Here is a 14,713-nt window from a genome sequence, read left to right as displayed (position 1 = left end):
TCCATCATGAAAGACCCACTGATCGTGAGCACTGAACTTCCCAGCACCCACAAGCTTCCACCGTGCATAACCATTGCTGGAGGGAGGAAGGATGAAACAGCTGCTATCCATTATGGGCTGCGCCACCGCTTTGCTGTGCGCCAGCCCCGCCTGGGCCTGCACACCGGAAGAAGCGACGCAGAAACGTGAAGAGCTGGCCGGGCTGGTCACCCAACTGACCGAGCAGAACCCGCAAAAGGCGAAGGAAATCAATGAAGAGCTGCAGGGGATGGACCTGAGGACGGCGAGCCAAGACTTGCCCGACAAGTGTCAGTTGATTGACCAGCGGATCAAGGAGTTGAAGGTAGCGGAGCAGAAGGCTGAGTGATGGGGTGTTTCCAATGGCCCTATCGCTGGCAAGGGTAGCCGCTGCATCTTCAGTGCCTGTGAGAACGAGCGCCGCCCGCGCGGCGCATCGCGAGCTGCGCTCGCTCCTACGTTTGTTTCTGGCCAGTAACCCCTGTGCCAGGTGCGCGCGACCGCCTGGTTCATACGGCGCGACATTGAGGCATGCGCCAAAGGGTTCGCGCGCAAATCCCACAGGCATAATTGGCCCGAAACAAACGTAGGAGCGAGCGCAGCTCGCGATGCGCCGCGCGGGCGGCGCTCGATCTCACAGGCACTGCATATATTGTGGCGACCACCTGTCAGCCCTGATGCAATCCCTGTGGGGCTTGCCGGCGATTGGGCCATTGAGCGCTATTTATTCGGCAGCAGGCTTACGCTTCTTCAGCGGCGCCAGGCCATCGGCGCTGGCCAGTGGCGCGTTGGCCTTCGGCTTGGCGGTAGGCTTGCGCTTGGCGGCCGCCTTCTTGTCGCCGGTTTTTTTCTCGATCTTTTTCTTCTTGCTCCCGGCCGCCTTGCCCGAGGCCTTGACCTTCTTCGGCCCGGTGTAGGTGCCCTTCACTTCCTTGATGACGCGGCGCTCGAACTGCTGCTTGAGGTAGCGCTCGATGCTGGACATCAGGTTCCAGTCATTGTGGGTGATCAGCGAGATTGCCAACCCTTCACCACCGGCACGCCCGGTACGGCCCACGCGGTGCACGTACTCGTCGCCGCTGCGCGGCATGTCGAAGTTGATCACCAGATCGAGACCGTCGATGTCCAGGCCACGGGCCGCCACGTCGGTGGCCACCAGCACCTTGGAGCTGCCCTGCTTGAAACGTTCGATGGCCAGCTTGCGGTCCCTCTGATCCTTCTCGCCGTGCAGTACGAAGGCCTTCACCTCCTTGGCCACCAGGTGGCCGTAGATACGGTCGGCCAGGGCGCGGGTATTGGTGAAGATGATTGCCTTGTCGAAGGTTTCATTGGCCAGCAGCCACTGCACGATCTGCTCTTTGTGCTGATCGTGGTCGGCCGTGATGATCTGCTGGCGAGTGCCTTCGGCCAACTGCGAGACACTGTTGAGCATCAGGTGCTCCGGGTCTTTCAGCACCTTGCCGATGATGTCGCGCAGGGCCGCACCGCCGGTGGTGGCCGAGAACAGCAGGGTCTGCTCACGGTTCTCGCACTCCTTGCACAGGCGCTCCATGTCTTCGGCGAAGCCCATGTCGAGCATGCGGTCGGCTTCGTCGAGGATCAGCACCTGCACGTGGGACAGGTCGAGGTTGCCGGCGTTGAGTTGCTCGAGCAAACGGCCCGGCGTGCCGATCAGCACGTCCGGCACCTTGCGCAGCATGGCGGCCTGTTCCTTGAAGTCTTCACCGCCGGTGACCAGGCCCGCCTTGATGTAGGTGAACTGCGAGAACAGCTGCACCTGCTTCAGGGTTTGCTGAGCCAGTTCGCGGGTAGGCAGCAGGATCAGCGAACGGATTTCGACGCGCCCGCCTTTCAGGTCGACCAGGCGGTTGAGCAGCGGCAGCACGAAAGCTGCCGTCTTGCCGCTGCCGGTCTGCGCGGTCACGCGCAGGTCACGCCCTTGCAGGGCCAAGGGGATGGCCGCGGCCTGCACCGGGGTTGGCTCGACAAATTTAAGCTCGGCCACGGCTTTAAGCAGGCGTTCATGCAGGGCGAATTGGGAGAACACGGAGGTAACCTCAGGCAAGTGCGGGAAATTCAGTTGCATAGGGTAACGTTTTCTGCCGCCTTAGCCGAATTTCTTTTGGCAACTTTGTCGCCATCCGCGCTCTAATGGCACCTCGTTTCGCAACAAGACTGTATGCAAGCCCATGGATATCCAACAAATCTGGCGCGATTCCCTCGACCTGTGGGGCACCCTCGACCAACACCCCATGCTGCACGCGGCCATCGGCCTGGCGGTACTACTGCTCATCTCCCTGGTCATCGGCCGCCTGGCACGCTTCCTGATGCTGCACGGCGCGCGCCTGCTGGCACGCCAGCCGGCACTCAAGTGGCTGGACGACCTGCGTCACAACAAGGTCTTCCACCGCCTGGCGCAGACCACCCCGTCACTGGTGGTGCAGTTTGGCCTGAAACTGGTACCGGAGCTGTCCGATACCGCCCAGCACTTCCTGGGCAACGTCGCCCTGGCGTTCACCCTGCTGTTCATGACCATGGCGCTGTCGTGCCTGCTGGATGCCCTGCTCGACATCTATGCGCGCACCGAACACGCCCGCACCCGCTCGATCAAGGGTTATGTGCAGCTGGCCAAGATGATGCTGTGGATCTTCGCCTCGATCGTCATCGTCGCCACCCTGATCGACCGCTCGCCCCTGCTGCTGCTGTCGGGCCTGGGCGCCATGTCGGCGGTGCTGCTGTTGGTCTACAAGGACACCCTGCTGTCGTTCGTCGCCAGCGTGCAGTTGACCAGCAACGACATGCTGCATGTCGGTGACTGGATCGAAATGCCCCAGGTTGGCGCCGATGGCGACGTGGTGGACATTACCCTGCATACGGTGAAGGTGCAGAACTTCGACAAGACCATTGTCTCCGTGCCCACCTGGCGCCTGATGAGCGAGTCGTTCCGCAACTACCGCGGCATGCAGCAATCCGGCGGCCGGCGGATCAAGCGCAGCCTGTTCATCGACGCCGCAGGTGTACGCTTCCTCACTCGCGAGGAGGAACAGCGCCTGTCCCAGGTCAGCCTGCTGGGCGACTACCTGGCCGGCAAACGCCAGGAGCTGCAAAGCTGGAACGAAGCGCTGGGCCCTGTGGCCGAACTGTCGGCCAACCGGCGCAAGCTGACCAATATCGGCACCTTCCGCGCGTTTGCCCTGGCCTATCTGAAAAACCACCCCAATGTGCACCCGAACATGACCTGCATGGTGCGGCAGATGCAGACCACCGCCGAGGGCGTGCCGCTGGAAATCTACTGCTTTACCACCACCACGGTGTGGGCGGACTACGAGCGCATCCAGGGGGATATCTTCGATTACCTGCTGGCGGTGTTGCCGGAGTTCGGCTTGAGCCTGTATCAGCAGCCGAGTGGTAACGACATGCGCGTGGGGTTGGCCGGGCGCACGGCGGCAGAGCCGATGCCGCGACGCCTTGAAGAAATGAGCGAGGCTTGAGATTGCGGGGGCTGCTGCGCAGCCCATCGCGACACAAGGCCGCTCCTACAAGGGCGCGCAGCCATGCAAGCCTACGGCCTTAGAAGTCCACCTTGCCCCGCCCCGCCTTGACCGTACTGCGCCTGGCCTTCCCTTCGAGCCGGCGGGTCTTCGAGCCGAGGGTGGGCTTGGTGGGGCGGCGTTTCTTTTCGGTCTTGCCGGCAGCGATGATCAACTCGGCAAGGCGTGCCAAGGCATCCGCGCGGTTCTGCTCCTGGGTACGGAACTGCTGGGCCTTGATGATCAATACGCCATCGCCGGTAATGCGGCTGTCCCGTAGCGCCAGCAGCCGCTCCTTGTAAAACGCGGGCAGCGATGAGGCGCGTATGTCGAAGCGCAGGTGCACCGCGCTGGACACCTTGTTGACGTTCTGCCCACCCGCGCCTTGGGCACGGATGTAGCTCAGCTCGATGTCCGTATCCGGCAGTTGCACACCGTTGGAGAGGGTCAGCATGTCAGGCCTTGCCAGCCAGCGGCGCTCGCCCACGGCCACCCAGGCGGCTCAGCCATACCGAAGCGATGATGATCGCACCGCCAATGAACAGCCGCCCCAGTGGCTCGTGCTGGTTCCAGATCAGCAGGTTGAGCAGCAGCCCCACAGGCACATGCAGGTTGTTCATCACCGCCAGGGTAGCGCCGGATACCAGGCACGCACCCTTGTTCCACCAGTACAGGCCCAGCGCCGTCGGGCACAACCCGAGGAACAGCAACACCAGCCATTGCACATCGGTACTCGGCAGGTGCTGGGCATTGCCGAACAGCAGGAAGGCCGGCAGCACCACCAGCAGGGCGCCGAGGTAGAAGTAGCCAAAACGGGTGTAGTGCGGCAGGTCGCTGGGGTTGCGTGCGACCAGGTGGCGGTACAGCACCTGGCCGGCGGCGTAGGTGAAGTTGGCCAACTGCAGCAGCAGGAAACCGGTAAAGAACTCACCGCTGATGCTGTCGAAGCGGATCACCGCCGCGCCAGCCACGGCCACCAGTGCCGCCAGCAATGCCCACGGGTTGAAACGCCGGTTCATGGCATCTTCGATCAGGGTTACATGCAATGGCGTGAGGATGGTGAACAGCAGCACTTCCGGCACCGTGAGCACGCGAAAGCTCAGGTACAGGCAGACGTAGGTGATGCCGTACTGCAACGCACCGATCAGCAGCATCGAGCGCATGAAGCGCGGCTCGACCTGGCGCCAGCGGGTCAGCGGCAGGAACACCAGGCCGGCCAGCAGCACCCGCGCGAGCACGGCGAAGTAGCTGTCGACGTGCCCGGCCAGGTACTCGCCGATCAGGCTGAAGGAAAACGCCTGGATCAGCGCGACGATTATCAGGTAGCCCATGGTTGTCTCTCGTGAATCAAGGCGGCGACCTTAGCGGGTTGCAGGCTTTGTGATCAACCATGAGGAATGTGGGGGCTGTGCCGGCCTGTTCGCGGGCTTGCCCGCGAACAGGCCGGCACAGCCATCCACAAAACACCAGGCATAAAAAAGCCCGGCCACCAAGGCCGGGCAGGTACACCCAAAGGAGCAAAAACAGGTGTCAGGGTTGGGAATTCGATAACGCTCAGGCCACCGCCGCCAGTTTGGCCTTGGCCTGGTTGAGGCCCTTTTCGTGGAACTCGCCGCTCATGTTCAGGCCCTCGGCATGGATGAAGTCGACATCGTGAATACCGATGAAGGCCATCACCTGCCGCAGATACGGTTCCTGGTGGTCGCTGCTGGCACCGGCATGGATGCCGCCACGGGCGGTCAGGACAATGGCGCGCTTGCCGGTCAGCAGACCTTGCGGGCCAGTCGGGGTGTACTTGAAGGTGATGCCGGCACGCAACACATGGTCCAGCCACGCCTTCAGGGTGCTGGGGATGGTGAAGTTGTACATGGGGGCAGCCATTACCAGCACATCGGCCGCCAGCAATTCGTCGGTCAGTTCGTTGGAGCGGGCCAGGGCCTCCAGCTCGGCAACGCTGCGCTGCGCTTCGGGCTTCATCCAGCCGCCCAGCAGGTTGGCATCCAGGTGCGGCACCGGGTTCAGCGCCAGGTCGCGCAGCGTGATCTGATCGGCCGGGTGGGCAGCTTGCCAGTGCGCAATGAAGTCCTGGGTCAGCTGGCGGGAAACGGAATCCTGCTGGCGGGCGCTGCTTTCGATGATCAGTACGTGGGCCATGGGCGGTGCCTCCATCGGCAAAAAGGTTGCGATTCGATGGAGGTAAGATTAAGGCTTGACCTATCGATAAAAAAGCGTAAAAAGTGGGTTCAACCTATCGATTAATCAGTTTATTCCGCACTGCATTGCACGGCGATGCGCAGCTTGATGATCTGCCGGTTGAATTTGGCCGTGACGTCGGCGCTTTTCCCGGCCGCTACGTTCACCCGGCGCACCCGTGGCGCCTCCGGGCCATTACGGAAGGTCACCTTGCAGGCCGCCGCGACCTGCCCATAGTTGTTCAGGGTAATGGCGCCGATGTCGTAGGCGGTGTCGTAGGCGGTGTAGTCGAGCTTGACCCCGTCCAGGTGCTTGTCCACATCGATGGGATAAGCCATGGCCCCGAGGGGCAGGCACATCAATATTGCCGCACAACATTTCTTCATGGCCGCTCTCCTTGCAAAGAGCGCAGCTTAGGACAACAGGAGCGAAAGATGAAAGCGCCGCGCGTAACCCTTGACCAGTGGCGGACCCTGCAAGCAGTGGTCGACCATGGCGGGTTTGCCCAGGCCGCGGAGGCCCTGCACCGCTCGCAATCTTCGGTCAGCTACACCGTGGCCCGCATGCAGGAACAACTGGGCGTGCCCTTGTTGCGCATCGACGGCCGCAAGGCGGTGCTGACCGAAGCCGGCAGTGTGCTGCTGCGCCGCTCGCGCCACCTGGTCAAGCAGGCCAGCCAGCTCGAGGACCTGGCCCACCACATGGAGCAGGGCTGGGAGGCCGAAGTACGCCTGGTGGTCGACGCCGCCTACCCCAGCGCCCGGCTGGTCCGCGCGCTGGCCGCCTTCATGCCGCAAAGCCGTGGCTGCCGCGTGCGCCTGCGTGAAGAAGTGCTGTCGGGCGTGGAAGAAGTGATGCACGAAGGCATCGCCGACCTGGCCATCAGCAGCTACAGCATCGGCGGCTACCTGGGCGCCGAGCTGAGTGCCGTGGAGTTCGTTGCCGTTGCCCACCCCGAACACAGCTTGCACCGCATGGGCCGTGAACTGACCTTCCAGGACCTGGAAAGCCAGCTGCAAGTGGTGATCCGCGACTCTGGCCGGGCCCAGCCACGCGACGTTGGCTGGCTGGGTGCCGAACAGCGCTGGACCGTCGGTAGCCTGGGCACCGCCGCCACCTTCGTCAGCAGCGGCCTGGGCTTTGCCTGGCTGCCCCGGCACATGATCGAGCGTGAGCTGCGCGAAGGCGTACTCAAGCCATTGCCGCTGGACCAGGGTGGCAGCCGCCACCCACTGTTCTACCTTTATTCAAGCAAGGAAAAGACCCTGGGCCCGGCCACGCAGATTCTCATCGATTTGCTGCGCAACTTCGACACTGCGCCGCTGGACGTGCCCTTCGCAGCCCCCCCGCAAGCTTGAAAGGACCGCGCCCATGGCCTACTTCGAACACGAAGGATGCACGCTGCATTATCAGGAATACGGCCAAGGCCAACCCCTGGTGTTGTTGCATGGGCTCGGCTCCAGCAGCCAGGACTGGGAGCTTCAGGTGCCCGTGCTCAGCCAGCACTACCGGGTGATCCTCATGGACATCCGTGGCCACGGCCGCTCCGACAAGCCACAGGACGGCTACCACATTGCAACCTTCAGTGCCGACCTGCTGGCCCTGCTCGAACACCTGCACACCGGCCCGGTGCACTTCGTTGGCCTGTCGATGGGCGGCATGGTCGGCTTCCAGTTTGCCGTCGACCACCCTCAGTGGCTGCGCAGCCTGTGCATCGTCAACAGTGCCCCCGAGGTCAAGCGCCGCAGCCGCAGCGACTGGTTGTGGTGGCTCAAGCGCTGGGGCCTGGCACGCGTCCTGAGTGTCGAAACCGTGGGCAAAGGCCTGGCCGAACGGCTGTTCCCCAAACCCGAGCAGGCCGCGCTGCGGCAGAAAATGGCCCAGCGCTGGGCGCGCAACGACAAGCGCGCCTACCTCAAAAGCTTCGATGCCATCGTCGACTGGGGCGTGCAGGAACGCATCGGCCAGATCCAGTGTCCTACCCTGGTGATTGCCGCCGACCACGATTACACGCCGATACAACTGAAACAACGCTATGTCGCCCTGATCCCCAACGCCAGGCTGGTCGTCGTCGACGATTCCCGGCACGCTACCCCCCTCGATCAACCCGAGGTCTTCAACCAGACCCTGCTGCAGTTCCTCGCAGCCGCTTCCACCCCTCAAGGATCTTTGAGCCCATGCTGAAAAAACTCCTGCTCACCGCCTGCTCACTCGCCTTCGCCACCAGCGTCATGGCCTCCGACAAGACCCCGCACGTGCTGCTGGACACCAGCTTCGGCCAGGTCGAAATCGAGCTGAACGCCGAGAAGGCACCGGTCAGCACGAAGAACTTCCTGCAGTACGTCGACAGCGGCTTCTACAACAACACCATTTTCCACCGGGTAATCCCCGGCTTCATGGTCCAGGGTGGCGGCTTTACCGAGCAGATGGTGCAGAAAGACACCAAGGACCCGATCAAGAACGAAGCCAGCAATGGCTTGCAGAACACCCGCGGCACCCTGTCGATGGCACGCACCTCCAACCCCAACTCGGCTACCAGCCAGTTCTTCATCAATGTCGCCGACAACGATTTCCTCAACCCGGGCCGCGATGCCGGTTACGCCGTGTTCGGCAAGGTAACCAAAGGCATGGAGGTGGTCGACCAGATCGTCAACTCGCCCACTACCGTGAAGAAAGGCATGCGCGATGTGCCGGCTGACCCGGTGTTCATCAAGTCGGCCAAACGTATCGACTGACCGCAGGCTGCACAGGGACGTGCAACCGCCTGAAGGCAGGCTGGAACAGGAGTGTCGCTACCCATGCTGTACCGTCGTTTCGAGCAACTGATCGACATCTTCCGCGAAGCACCCAGCGAGTCGCCGCCGAGCACCGTGTGGGCGTTCTACCTGTATTACCTGCGCCAGGTCTGGCCCAGCTTCCTGGCGCTGCTGGTAGTCGGCCTGTTCGCCTCGCTGATCGAGGTAGCGATGTTCAGCTACCTCAGCCGCATCATCGACCTGGCCCAGGGCACACCCAACGTCAATTTCTTCAGTGAGCACAAGGGCGAGCTGGCCTGGATGCTGGTCGTGATCCTGCTGCTGCGGCCGCTGTTCTTCGGCCTGCACGACCTGCTGGTGCACCAGACCATCAACCCCGGCATGACCAGCCTGATCCGCTGGCAAAACCACAGCTACGTGCTCAAGCAGAGCCTGAACTTCTTCCAGAGCGACTTTGCCGGGCGCATTGCCCAACGCATCATGCAAACCGGCAACTCGCTGCGTGATTCCGCCGTGCAGGCGGTGGACGCGCTGTGGCATGTGCTGATCTACGCCGTTACCTCGCTGGTGCTGTTCGCCGAGGCCGACTGGCGCCTGATGCTGCCACTGCTGCTGTGGATCGTCGGCTACATCGGCGCGCTGTGCTACTTCGTACCCCGGGTGAAAGAGCGCTCGGTGATCTCATCCGACGCCCGCTCCAAACTGATGGGGCGTATCGTGGACGGCTATACCAACATCGCCACGTTGAAGCTGTTCGCCCACACCGATCACGAGCAGCAGTACGCGCGCGAAGCGATCCGCGAACAGACCGAGAAAACCCAGCTGGCCTCGCGGGTGGTTACCAGCATGGACGTGGTCATCACCACCCTTAACGGCCTGCTGGTGGTCAGCACCACCGGCCTGGCGCTGTGGCTGTGGAGCCAATCGCTGATAACCGTCGGCGCCATTGCCCTGGCCACGGGCCTGGTGATCCGCATCGTCAACATGTCCGGCTGGATCATGTGGGTGGTCAACGGCATCTTCGAAAACATCGGCATGGTCCAGGATGGCCTGCAGACCATCGCCCAGCCTGTCACCGTCACCGACCGGCCCAACGCCCCGGCCCTGAAAGTCAGCCGTGGCGCGGTACGTTTCGACAATGTCGACTTTCATTACGGCAAGGCCGGCAACGTGATCGAAGGCCTGAACCTGGACATCCGCCCCGGCGAGAAAATCGGCTTGATCGGCCCTTCCGGGGCTGGCAAGTCGACCCTGGTCAACCTGCTGCTACGGCTGTACGACGTGCAGGGCGGGCGCATCCTGATCGACGGCCAGGACATTGCCGAAGTCAGCCAAGCCAGCCTGCGCGCGCAGATCGGCATGATCACCCAGGACACCTCGTTGCTGCACCGTTCCATCCGCGACAACCTGCTGTACGGCCGCCCCGGCGCCAGCGATGCCGAACTTCAGGAAGCCGTGCACCGGGCCCGGGCCGACGAGTTCATCCCACAGCTCTCGGATGCCCAGGGCCGCAGCGGTTTCGATGCCCATGTGGGCGAACGCGGGGTCAAGTTGTCGGGCGGCCAGCGCCAGCGTATCGCGATTGCCCGGGTACTGCTGAAGAATGCGCCGATCCTGATCATGGACGAAGCCACGTCGGCGCTGGACTCAGAGGTCGAGGCAGCAATCCAGGAAAGCCTGGAGACGCTGATGCAGGGCAAGACGGTGATCGCCATTGCCCACCGGCTTTCCACCATTGCCCGGATGGACCGGCTGGTGGTGCTGGACAAAGGCCGCATTGTCGAACTTGGCAGCCACAGTGAACTGCTGCAACAGCAGGGGCTGTATGCCCGGTTGTGGCACCACCAGACCGGGGGGTTTGTCGGGGTTGACTGACGCCTGTAATGGCCCTATCGCCGGCAAGCCGAAGGGATCGCATGGGGCTGACAGGTGTTTGCCACAAGTTATGCAGCGCCTGTGAGATCGAGCGCCGCCCGCGCGGCGCATCGCGAGCTGCGCTCGCTCCTACGTTTGTTTCGGGCCAATGATGCCTGTGGGATTTGTGCGCGACCGCCTTGGCGCACGGCTCGATATCGCGTCGTGCGAACAAGGCGGTCGCGCGCGCCTCTTACAGGGGTTACTGGCCCGAAACAAACGTAGGAGCGAGCGCAGCTCGCGATGCGCCGCGCGGGCGGCGCTCGATCTCACAGGCACTGCATATCTTGTGGCGACCACCTGTCAGCCCTGATGCAATCCCTGTGGGAGCTGGCAAGCCAGCGATAGGGCCATTACCAGCAATACAAGCTTCTCAGTCCCGCCGGTAAGGCAACATCCCCCGCGCCTCCTCGGCATACCCCTTCACCCCTTCCCGCTCCTGCACCAGAAAATCCCCCACCGCCCGCCGCAACCCAGGGTGCAGCAGGTAATGCCACGACCGCGTCAGCACCGGCTCAAACCCTCGAATCAGCTTGTGTTCACCTTGCGCACCAGCATCGAAGCGCTGCAAACCTTCGGCAATGGCGAAGTCCATGCCCTGGTAGAAACAGGTTTCGAAATGCAGCCGGTCGAATTCGTCCAGGCAACCCCAATAACGGCCAAACAAGCTGTCACCCCCCACCAGGCTCAAGGCCATGGCCACATCCCGCCCGCCCTGGCGTGCCATCACCACCCGTAGCGCCTCGGGCATGCGCTCGGCAAGCAGGCTGAAGAACGCACGGGTCAGGTAGGGCGCACGGCGCCGTACGGCATAGGTGTTGGCGTAGCAGCGGAACACGAAGTCCCATTGCGCCTCGTCCAGTTCATTGCCCTGGTACCACCGAAAATCGATGCCCTGCCCCGCCACCTGCTCGCGCTCCTTGCGCATCTGCTTACGCTTGCGCGAGCTGAGGCTGTCGAGAAAGTCCTGAAAATCGCGGTAGCCGCGGTTTTGCCAGTGAAACTGGCAGCCCAGGCGCTCCAGCCAGCCCGGCAGGCCGGCCAACTGCTGGTCCAGCGCCGCATCGGTGAAATTGATGTGGGCACCCGACAGCCCGCCCTTGCCCAGGTACTCAGGTAACGCCTGCAGCAACAGCAGCCCATCGGCCGGGTCGTCGGCCAGCAAACGCGGGCCGCTGACCGGGCTGAACGGGACCGCCCCCAGCAACTTGGGGTAATAGGCAATGCCGGCCCGCTCACAGGCATCGGCCCAACCGTGGTCGAACACGTACTCGCCAAACGAATGCCACTTGCGGTAGGCCGGCAACAGCGCCCGCACCTGCCCGTCACGCTCCAGCACCAAGTGCTCGGCAGCCCACCCCGTCTGGGGAGCAACGCTGGCGCTGTCCTCCATGGCGCTGAGAAAGCCGTGGCGCAGGAAGGGTTGGCCGGCAGGCACCAAGGCATCCCAGGTGGCCGCCGGAAGATCACGCAAATGGGCAAGGCTGTACAGGCTGGTCACGGTTTTGGCTCGCAGTCGGGAGGCGTTCAGTATCCCCAACCCAGGCGCGTCACTCAAATGATGAACGCCAGGCCGCCCCTTTTCTTCTCACTTACTTAACAACAGTGCCACTAATCAGACATTAATCTGTCACCGCCCCTCGCAATACTTGCGCCTGTTTTCCGGAACACCAGAACCTGTCTATTCAGGCCCTTTCCGGAAACATGCCAACACAGGGGCAGGCGCTTGAGCCTCCCCCATTTTTTTCAGTAGGGAGAACCTTATGCGTCTTGTTTCTACACTTACCGGAATGAGCCTCACCGGCATGATGCTGGCCCTGAGCGCCCCGGCCAGTGCTGCTGTCGACGCCAAGCTGCTCGAAATGCTGCGCGCCAACGGCTCGATCAACCAGGCGCAGTACAATGAACTGCAAGGCGATCTGGCAAAAGAAACCAAGGAAAAGGCCGACCAGAAAGCTCAGTCCGAACGTATGAGCGCCTTTGAACAAAAAGTGGCATGGGCCGCCAAGACCCAGATCAAGGGCGATGTGCGCCTGCGTTACGAAGACGTCAACGTCGACAACCCGATCTCCCGAAGTGGCAACCAGGACCGTGAGCGCGTACGTGCCCGTGTCGGCTTCTACAGCGAGATCAACCCGCAAGTCGACGCCGGCGTGCGTGTGGCCACCGGCAGCAGCGCCGATGCCCGCTCGACCAACCAGAGCCTGGACAACTACTTCGAGAAGAAATCGCTGTGGGTCGACCTGGCCTACCTCGACTGGCACCCGACTGCCGTGCCCAACCTGCACCTGATCGGCGGCAAGATGAACCAGCCGTGGGTCAGCATGGGCGATATCATCTGGGACAGCGACATCAACCCGGAAGGTGTGGCAGCTACCTACAAGATGAACGTTGGCCCGGCTGAAGTCTTCGGCAGCCTTGGTCACTACAACCTGAAAGACAACGTCGATGGCGACGGCGTGCAGTTCAAGCATGACGCGCAGCTGTACGCAGGCCAGCTGGGCACCAGGTTCAACGCAGCCGACACCGTCAAGGTGACCGTGGGCGGCAGCATCTACGGCTACGACAACGACAAGGCTTCGGCCGCCCTGGCCTCGCTGGGCAACACCACCAACGAGTTCAACCTGGTGGAAGGCTTCGGTCAGGTCGACTTCACCGGCTTTGCCATACCGCTGTCTGCCTACGGCCAGTTCGTCAAGAATACCGAAAGCACCGACGGCAAGGACAAAGCCTGGCTGGCCGGTCTGAAGAGCAAGATCGGCGCCTGGAGCCTGGACTACAACTACCGCGACGTGCAGCGTAACGGTGTGGTCAGCCTGTTCACCGACTCTGACTTCGGTGCCGGCTTCACAGGTTCGCGTGGCCACAAGTTCAAGGTCGGTTATGAAATCGACAAGAACTTCGGCGTAGGTGCAACCTACCTGATGGCCAAGACCGACTACTCCAACCTGCCCAACAGCAATGCGGACGTGGATACCCTGCAGCTAGACCTGGAAGCCAAGTTCTAAACACGCAACAGCGGGGAATGCCGACCCCATCCGGCGTTTCCCGCTTTTTTTTGCCTGTGAAATAGCTGGGGCTGCTTTGCAGCCCATCGCGACACAAGGCCGCTCCTACAGGGGAATGCGCCCTTTGCAGGTCGGCCCCGGCTATCTCGGATCAGACCAGGCAATCAGCGCTTGCGCAGGATCACGCTGCCAATCGAATACCCCGCACCGAACGAGCTCAACACCCCCAGGGCGCCCTTGGCCAGGTCATCCTGGTACAGGTGGAAGGCAATGACGGAGCCGGCCGAGCTGGTATTGGCGTAACGGTCCAGAATCACCGGGGCGTCTTCCTCGGCCACTTCTCGCCCCAGCAGCTTCTTGACGATCAGGTGGTTCATGCTGAGGTTGGCCTGGTGCAACCAGAAGCGCTTCACATCGCTAGGGTTCAGGCCGTTTTCCTGCAGGTGCTCACCGATCAGTTCGGCCACTTTCGGGCACACCTCGCGGAACACCTTGCGGCCTTCCTGGATGAACAGCTTGTCCGCAGCGCCCTGCCCCTCTTCCGCCGCACGGTTGAGGAAGCCGAAATTGTTGCGGATATTGTTGGAGAATTCGGTCCACAGCTTGCTGCTGACGATATCGAACTGGTGCGCCGAGCTGGCCTTGTCGGCGCGCTCGAGCACCACGGCGGTGGCCGCATCACCGAAGATGAAGTGGCTGTCGCGGTCACGGAAGTTCAAGTGCCCGGTGCACACCTCGGGGTTGACCATCAGTACTGCACGCGCCTGGCCCAGGGCCACGCTGTTGGCTGCGGTCTGGATGCCGAAGGTGGCCGAGGAACAGGCTACGTTCATGTCGAAGGCAAAGCCCTGAATGCCCAGGGCCTGCTGCACTTCGATGGCGATGGCCGGGTACGGGCGCTGCAGGTTGGAGCAGGCGACGATCACGCCGTCGATATCGGCAGCCGTGCGGCCCGCACGCTGCAAGGCCTGGTGGGCAGCGGCCACGGCCATTTCGCAAAGCACCGAGGGTTCGTCGTTGGAACGCTCCGGCAGGCGCGGCTTCATGCGCTGCGGGTCGAGGATGCCGGCCTTGTCCATGACGAAGCGGCTCTTGATGCCCGAGGCCTTTTCGATGAACGCAGCATCCGACAAGGGCGCCGCTTCGACTTCGCCACGCTCGATGGCGGCGGCGTTGTCCTGGTTGAACTGCTGGGACCAGGCGTTGAAGGAGGCCACCAGTTCTTCGTTGGAAATACTCTGGGCCGGGGTGTACAGGCCGGTGCCGCTGATCACGACGTTATGCACGGTCGTTC

General features: G+C 62.6%; 14 protein-coding genes. 7 read left to right on the top strand and 7 right to left on the bottom strand.

What is annotated here, in order from left to right; all coding sequences use genetic code 11:
* Positions 1–91: 91 nt before the first annotated feature.
* Complete coding sequence (locus tag FPB55_RS07270) at positions 92–367, top strand: hypothetical protein (protein WP_054914022.1); 276 nt, start codon at positions 92–94, stop codon at positions 365–367.
* Between the two features lie 375 nt (positions 368–742).
* Here FPB55_RS07270 and FPB55_RS07265 read toward each other — a convergent pair whose 3' ends face one another.
* Positions 743–2,104, bottom strand: coding sequence for a DEAD/DEAH box helicase (locus tag FPB55_RS07265; protein ID WP_144187887.1), 1,362 nt, complete (start codon positions 2,102–2,104; stop codon positions 743–745).
* A gap of 103 nt (positions 2,105–2,207) precedes the next feature.
* On the opposite strand from FPB55_RS07265, the gene FPB55_RS07260 reads away from it, so the two are divergent.
* Positions 2,208–3,509, top strand: a complete 1,302-nt coding sequence (locus FPB55_RS07260; RefSeq protein WP_009683094.1) for a mechanosensitive ion channel family protein — start codon at positions 2,208–2,210, stop codon at positions 3,507–3,509.
* A gap of 79 nt (positions 3,510–3,588) precedes the next feature.
* Here FPB55_RS07260 and arfB read toward each other — a convergent pair whose 3' ends face one another.
* From arfB to FPB55_RS07240, 4 genes are all read right to left on the bottom strand, one after another.
* On the bottom strand, positions 3,589–4,002 hold the full coding sequence (gene arfB, locus FPB55_RS07255) for an alternative ribosome rescue aminoacyl-tRNA hydrolase ArfB (RefSeq protein WP_009683095.1): 414 nt from the start codon (positions 4,000–4,002) through the stop codon (positions 3,589–3,591).
* Position 4,003: 1 nt separating this feature from the next.
* Positions 4,004–4,879, bottom strand: a complete 876-nt coding sequence (locus FPB55_RS07250; protein WP_064314548.1) for a carboxylate/amino acid/amine transporter — start codon at positions 4,877–4,879, stop codon at positions 4,004–4,006.
* Positions 4,880–5,102: 223 nt separating this feature from the next.
* Positions 5,103–5,702: an FMN-dependent NADH-azoreductase gene (locus FPB55_RS07245; protein WP_009683098.1), complete on the bottom strand. Its 600-nt coding sequence runs from the start codon at positions 5,700–5,702 to the stop codon at positions 5,103–5,105.
* A gap of 110 nt (positions 5,703–5,812) precedes the next feature.
* Complete coding sequence (locus FPB55_RS07240; protein WP_009683099.1) at positions 5,813–6,127, bottom strand: hypothetical protein; 315 nt, start codon at positions 6,125–6,127, stop codon at positions 5,813–5,815.
* Positions 6,128–6,175: 48 nt separating this feature from the next.
* On the opposite strand from FPB55_RS07240, the gene FPB55_RS07235 reads away from it, so the two are divergent.
* The 4 genes from FPB55_RS07235 (at position 6,176) to FPB55_RS07220 (ending at position 10,372) form a co-directional block, all read left to right on the top strand.
* Complete coding sequence (locus FPB55_RS07235; protein ID WP_115293586.1) at positions 6,176–7,099, top strand: LysR family transcriptional regulator; 924 nt, start codon at positions 6,176–6,178, stop codon at positions 7,097–7,099.
* A gap of 13 nt (positions 7,100–7,112) precedes the next feature.
* Positions 7,113–7,925, top strand: a complete 813-nt coding sequence (locus FPB55_RS07230; protein WP_009683101.1) for an alpha/beta hydrolase — start codon at positions 7,113–7,115, stop codon at positions 7,923–7,925.
* On the top strand, positions 7,919–8,476 hold the full coding sequence (locus FPB55_RS07225; RefSeq protein WP_009683102.1) for a peptidylprolyl isomerase A: 558 nt from the start codon (positions 7,919–7,921) through the stop codon (positions 8,474–8,476). The genes FPB55_RS07230 and FPB55_RS07225 overlap by 7 nt, the downstream gene beginning before the upstream one ends.
* A 63-nt stretch (positions 8,477–8,539) precedes the next feature.
* Complete coding sequence (locus FPB55_RS07220; RefSeq protein WP_054882187.1) at positions 8,540–10,372, top strand: ABC transporter ATP-binding protein; 1,833 nt, start codon at positions 8,540–8,542, stop codon at positions 10,370–10,372.
* 412 nt (positions 10,373–10,784) lie between these two features.
* On the opposite strand, the gene FPB55_RS07215 is transcribed toward FPB55_RS07220, so the two are convergent.
* A complete protein-coding gene (locus FPB55_RS07215) occupies positions 10,785–11,912 on the bottom strand; it encodes a GNAT family N-acetyltransferase (protein WP_009686754.1) in 1,128 nt (375 codons plus the stop codon).
* Positions 11,913–12,174: 262 nt separating this feature from the next.
* Here FPB55_RS07215 and FPB55_RS07210 point away from each other — a divergent pair, with 262 nt between their 5' ends.
* Positions 12,175–13,419 carry a putative porin gene (locus FPB55_RS07210; protein ID WP_033691274.1) on the top strand — a complete coding sequence of 415 codons (1,245 nt, stop codon included), beginning with the start codon at positions 12,175–12,177 and terminating at the stop codon, positions 13,417–13,419.
* A gap of 164 nt (positions 13,420–13,583) precedes the next feature.
* Here FPB55_RS07210 and FPB55_RS07205 read toward each other — a convergent pair whose 3' ends face one another.
* Positions 13,584–14,705 (bottom strand): beta-ketoacyl-ACP synthase III, encoded by a 1,122-nt coding sequence (locus tag FPB55_RS07205; protein ID WP_009686756.1) that lies wholly within the window; start codon positions 14,703–14,705, stop codon positions 13,584–13,586.
* Between the last annotated feature and the right edge of the window lie 8 nt (positions 14,706–14,713).

This window comes from Pseudomonas sp. BJP69 (assembly GCF_007633355.1).
GTDB classification, from domain to species: Bacteria; Pseudomonadota; Gammaproteobacteria; order Pseudomonadales; family Pseudomonadaceae; genus Aquipseudomonas; species Aquipseudomonas juntendi.
The sequence above is the reverse complement of the archived record's forward strand: the minus strand, read 5'-3'. Positions and strand labels throughout refer to the sequence as shown.

Bases quoted from the DNA above. Each gene is read 5' to 3' on its own strand.
- FPB55_RS07270 (WP_054914022.1), top strand. From the start codon at position 92: ATGAAACAGCTGCTATCCATTATGGGCTGCGCCACCGCTTTGCTGTGC.
- FPB55_RS07265 (WP_144187887.1), bottom strand. From the start codon at position 2,104: ATGCAACTGAATTTCCCGCACTTGCCTGAGGTTACCTCCGTGTTCTCC.
- FPB55_RS07260 (WP_009683094.1), top strand. From the start codon at position 2,208: ATGGATATCCAACAAATCTGGCGCGATTCCCTCGACCTGTGGGGCACC.
- arfB (WP_009683095.1), bottom strand. From the start codon at position 4,002: ATGCTGACCCTCTCCAACGGTGTGCAACTGCCGGATACGGACATCGAG.
- FPB55_RS07250 (WP_064314548.1), bottom strand. From the start codon at position 4,879: ATGGGCTACCTGATAATCGTCGCGCTGATCCAGGCGTTTTCCTTCAGC.
- FPB55_RS07245 (WP_009683098.1), bottom strand. From the start codon at position 5,702: ATGGCCCACGTACTGATCATCGAAAGCAGCGCCCGCCAGCAGGATTCC.
- FPB55_RS07240 (WP_009683099.1), bottom strand. From the start codon at position 6,127: ATGAAGAAATGTTGTGCGGCAATATTGATGTGCCTGCCCCTCGGGGCC.
- FPB55_RS07235 (WP_115293586.1), top strand. From the start codon at position 6,176: ATGAAAGCGCCGCGCGTAACCCTTGACCAGTGGCGGACCCTGCAAGCA.
- FPB55_RS07230 (WP_009683101.1), top strand. From the start codon at position 7,113: ATGGCCTACTTCGAACACGAAGGATGCACGCTGCATTATCAGGAATAC.
- FPB55_RS07225 (WP_009683102.1), top strand. From the start codon at position 7,919: ATGCTGAAAAAACTCCTGCTCACCGCCTGCTCACTCGCCTTCGCCACC.
- FPB55_RS07220 (WP_054882187.1), top strand. From the start codon at position 8,540: ATGCTGTACCGTCGTTTCGAGCAACTGATCGACATCTTCCGCGAAGCA.
- FPB55_RS07210 (WP_033691274.1), top strand. From the start codon at position 12,175: ATGCGTCTTGTTTCTACACTTACCGGAATGAGCCTCACCGGCATGATG.